We start from the raw sequence: 4537 nt of genomic DNA on the forward strand, positions 1-4537 counted from the left end.
ATCAGGCCCGTTAAACCAGGGAAGTCGACCATTGCTATCATGAATAGGCTTAAAAGGTGATTGACATCCGTAAATAAAAGCGCTAACATTAACACATAAATTAATAACGAATAATTCATTGGGATTGTTATAGCAAAGTTTCAGCGCTACACAAAACCCACTTAGTCGAGGGGCTAAGTGGGCTTTTTTTATTAAAAAAACGTCATTTAAGGGGGAGTGATGTGATGAAAATCAAAAAGATCCTGAACAATAATGCATTTATCACGCACACTGATGATCACCAAGAACTTATCGTTATTGGCAAGGCCGTGGCTTACGGTAAACACGTCAATGAGGAGGTTGATGAAAGTAAGATTTATAAAACGTTTGCTCCGGTTAGCTGTGGGGACCGAAAACTAATTTTAGATATGATCAACGATATCCCAATCCAGTTTTTCCAAATTGCCAAACGCATCGTTGATAAGGCCCAAGCAGATGATCAGATTGACCTGACCAACAGCGTCTACATCGCCTTAACGGACCACATTGCGTCCGCTGTTGACCGAGCCAAGGAACACTTATTTTTAACCAACCAATTTATTTGGGAGATTCGCAGCTTTTATCCCAAAGAATTTTCGATTGGTCTCTGGGCATTACAGCTGATCGAACAACAGTGCGGGGTACCACTACCAGAAGACGAGGCGGGGTTCATTGCAACTCATATTATTAGCGGGGAACTCGGGAACCGGTTAGATGACTTTCAAGCTGTCGTCAACTTTATTAAGAAACTCACCAGCATCGTCACGTACCAACTGGCAATAGATATTGATCGGGAATCACTCGATTATAACCGGTTTGTCACGCACTTAAAATTTTTCTGGCAATACATGATGTACAACAATGAAAAACAATCCATTGGTGACCTCAGTAACGACATGCTTGCAATTATTAAAGGTAAAAAGGTCGCCGCGTACGAATGCGCGTTAAAGATTAAAACGTTTATTCACCAAACTTATAACTATGATCTTAGCAATGAGGACCTACTCTACATGACGATTCACATTGCACGGATCACCGAAAATACGGGGAGACAACATGATGAAGTATGAAGCAATGAATCAATCCATTATTAAGGGCGTCGGGGGACCGGGCAACGTCAAATCGGTCGTGCACTGTGCGACCCGCTTACGCTTTGTTTTGAATGATGAAAGCAAGGCGGACGATGATGCCGTCAAAAATATTCCAGGAATCCTACAACTCGTCAAAAAAGCTGGTCAATACCAATTAGTGATCGGCAATAACGTTGAAGATGTCTATAACGAGCTCGCTGATATGCTCGACTTAGATAACCAGGCCACGACCGCCGATTCGGGGAAAGACAATCGCAAATTATTTGATAAAGTGATCGGGACCATTACCGGTTCGATCGCCCCTGCAATTCCGCTCTTAGCTGGTGCCGGGATGGGGAAGGTGCTCCTTCTTATCTTAACGCTTACCGGGGTACTCTCCGACAAGAGCCAAACGTATCAAATGCTGAATTTGATTTTTGATACCGGCTACTTCTTCATGCCCGCGTTTATCGGGTTTTCCGCCGCCAAAATTTTTAAAACTAACCAATACTTAGGAGCCTTCATGGGCTTGGTTACGGTTAATCCGAACTGGACGGCCTTAGTTGCGGCTGCCAAACCCGTTAGTTTTATCGGGATTCCAGTTCAGCTGGTCTCTTATTCGTCAACCTTGATCACGGCGATCTTAGCCGTTTGGATCATGTCATATATTGAAAAATTTGTTAAGCGGATCACGCCAGGGATGATCAAAGTCTTCGCAGAACCAATGCTTATCATGCTGATCACGGCACCGTTGACCTTTATCGTTCTGGGACCGATCGCCAACTTGATCTCCATGGGTATTGCCAGTGTCAGCATGTTCCTGCACCAACACGTCGGATTTATTGCAATTCCATTGTTAGCTGCCGCTTACCCGTGGTTAGTTTCAATCGGGATCCACAAGGCACTCAGCCCCATCAGTATTCAATTAGTCGCAACGCAGGGGTTTGATCCAATTATTCGGGTCGTTGCGTTATGTTCAAACATGTCCCAAGCGGCCGCTTCATTAGCCGTTGGGTTAAAAACTAAGAATAAAGAACTCCGGGCCCTAGCACTTTCATCAAGTGTGACGGCCTACCTTGGTGGGATTACCGAACCAGCAATGTTCGGGGTCAACTTAAAACTTAAAAAGCCAATGTACGGCGCAATGATCGGTGGCGCCGTTGCCGGATTATTTGCTGGTATCATGAAAATGAAGGCGTTTATTTACGTAACGCCGGGCTTACTTAGTTTGCCAATGTGGATCTCTAAGAGTGAAAATTACGTGATGCTTGCCGTTATTACGATCTTGATTTCAACCATCGCCACCTTCATCGCTACTTGGTTGATTGGCTTTGACGATCCCGTTAGCCAGGAAACGGTGAATCAACAAACGGCCGTTGCGAACCAAAAAATGACCGAAAAACACGCCATCAATAGCCCGGTCGCCGGTGAAGTTCGCATGTTAAACGAAGTCAACGATGAAACTTTTTCAAGCGGCGTCATGGGTAACGGCATCGCCGTCGTCCCCAGTGAAGGACGCGTCGTAGCTCCAACGGACGGTCTCGTTTCCGCCGTATTTGAAACCAGTCACGCCATTGGGATCCATTTAGATAACCACGCCGATCTGTTAATCCACGTTGGCATCGACACGGTGGAACTGAAAGGCCAATACTTTAAAACGTTAGTTCAAAAGGGCCAACGGTTCACAGCCGGGCAGGACCTATTACAATTCGACCTTGATGGTATCCGCTCTGCTGGTTATGATCCGACCGTGATGGTGATCGTGTTAAATACCAAGGACTTCTTAGAAGTGTTACCAATTCCTGAAGATGATCAACAAGTCACTGTTGATAACGAAATTTTAATGCTCGCGTAAAGGAGACAATCATGAAAACATATCAAATAAAGGAGACAATCATGAAAACATATCAAACACCCAGTCAATTCATGTGGGGGGTCGCAACGGCGGCCAACCAAGTGGAAGGGGGCTGGAATCTTGACGGAAAGGGCCGCTCGATCGCCGATTGTTTGCGTTATCGACCGGAAATTGATGCTAAGGATTACAAAGCCGTTAACGATATGAGTAGCCGTGAGATCCAATTAGCCGTTGCCGATCAATCAACAAAGGGCTGGGCCAAACGCCACGGCGTTGATTTTTACCACCGGTTCCGCGAAGATATTCGGATGTTAGCCGCGACGGGAATCAATACGTACCGCTTCTCAATCAGTTGGGCCCGAATTTTTCCCAACGGGGATGACGCCCAGCCAAATCAAGCCGGTCTTGACTACTACTTAGCGGTCGTCCAAGAACTTAAAAAGTACAACATTACGCCGATCGTGACGTTGTCTCATTATGAAATGCCCCTAAACCTCGTCTTAAACTACGACGCCTGGTTCGATCCACAAGTCATCGGCTACTTTAACAAGTTTGCCCAAACGGTGATCGATTACTTGCACGATTATGTGAAGTACTGGATTCCAATCAACGAGATCGATAGCATTATTCGCCACCCATTTTCATCTGCCGGGCTAGTTGCCGATCGATTTCAGGGCCAGAACTTTGAAGCAGTGATTTATCAAGCAATGCACCACCAATTCTTAGCCGCCGCCAAAGTCGTTCAATACTGTCACCAACGTTACGCGGATTTGCAAGTGGGGTCCATGATTACACGAACCATGGTTTATCCGTATAATAGTGATCCACAAAACGTCCTGGCCGCGACTGAAACGATGCGTGACGTCTACGCCTTTAGTGATATTCAGGTTCGGGGGCGCTACCCCCAGTACTTACTGACGACACTTAAGCGGAAGGGGATCCCGTTAACGATTTCCGCCGAAGACCGCGCGTTGTTACAACAAAACACGGCAGACTTCGTTGCGTTTAGTTACTACTCGTCGATCTGCACGGCAGCCGATCTAACTGGTCTCAAAGTGACCAAGGCGAACCGGACGGCCGGGGTTTACAACCGCTACCTTCCAGAAAGTGAATGGGGCTGGCAGATCGACCCCGTTGGGTTACGGATATCCCTGATCGACTTGTACGACCGGTACCAGAAACCACTCTTCATCGTCGAAAATGGGTTGGGGGCCACGGACACTTTAACGGCGGACCATCACGTTCACGACCAGTACCGGATCGACTATTTACGCCAACACATTCAGCAGCTATTGATCTCCATGGCCGAGGACGGCATCGAGCTAATGGGCTACTGCATGTGGGGCACCACCGATATGATCTCGGCATCGTCCAACCAAATGTCCAAACGGTACGGGCTCATCTACGTCGACTTAGACGATGCGGGTAACGGGACTTATAGCCGTTACCGTAAAGACAGCTACTACTGGTATCAGCAACTACTGAGTTATGGCCATCAAATTCCCGTTGAATTTCTGGCCACCCCGGTTCCAGCGGTTTCTGAATAGGGCGTTTCGGTTCTGTTGCAAAGTTTTAAATCTACTATCAAATAAGG

Annotated in this window: 3 protein-coding genes; all 3 read left to right on the plus strand. The window is 46.7% G+C overall.

The window, feature by feature from the left end; translation table 11 throughout:
• The first annotated feature begins 224 nt into the window (after positions 1-224).
• From ACRCJ0_RS09690 to ACRCJ0_RS09700, 3 genes are read left to right on the plus strand one after another with little or no spacing between them, the layout of a single operon-like run.
• Complete coding sequence (locus ACRCJ0_RS09690) at positions 225-1088, plus strand: PRD domain-containing protein (protein WP_431390307.1); 864 nt, start codon at positions 225-227, stop codon at positions 1086-1088.
• Positions 1078-2943 carry a PTS beta-glucoside transporter subunit IIBCA gene (locus ACRCJ0_RS09695; protein ID WP_431390308.1) on the plus strand — a complete coding sequence of 622 codons (1866 nt, stop codon included), beginning with the start codon at positions 1078-1080 and terminating at the stop codon, positions 2941-2943. The genes ACRCJ0_RS09690 and ACRCJ0_RS09695 overlap by 11 nt, the downstream gene beginning before the upstream one ends.
• A gap of 41 nt (positions 2944-2984) precedes the next feature.
• On the plus strand, positions 2985-4490 hold the full coding sequence (locus tag ACRCJ0_RS09700; RefSeq protein WP_417893808.1) for a glycoside hydrolase family 1 protein: 1506 nt from the start codon (positions 2985-2987) through the stop codon (positions 4488-4490).
• The last annotated feature ends 47 nt before the right edge of the window (positions 4491-4537 follow it).

Source organism: Aerococcus sp. L_32 (assembly GCF_050689315.1).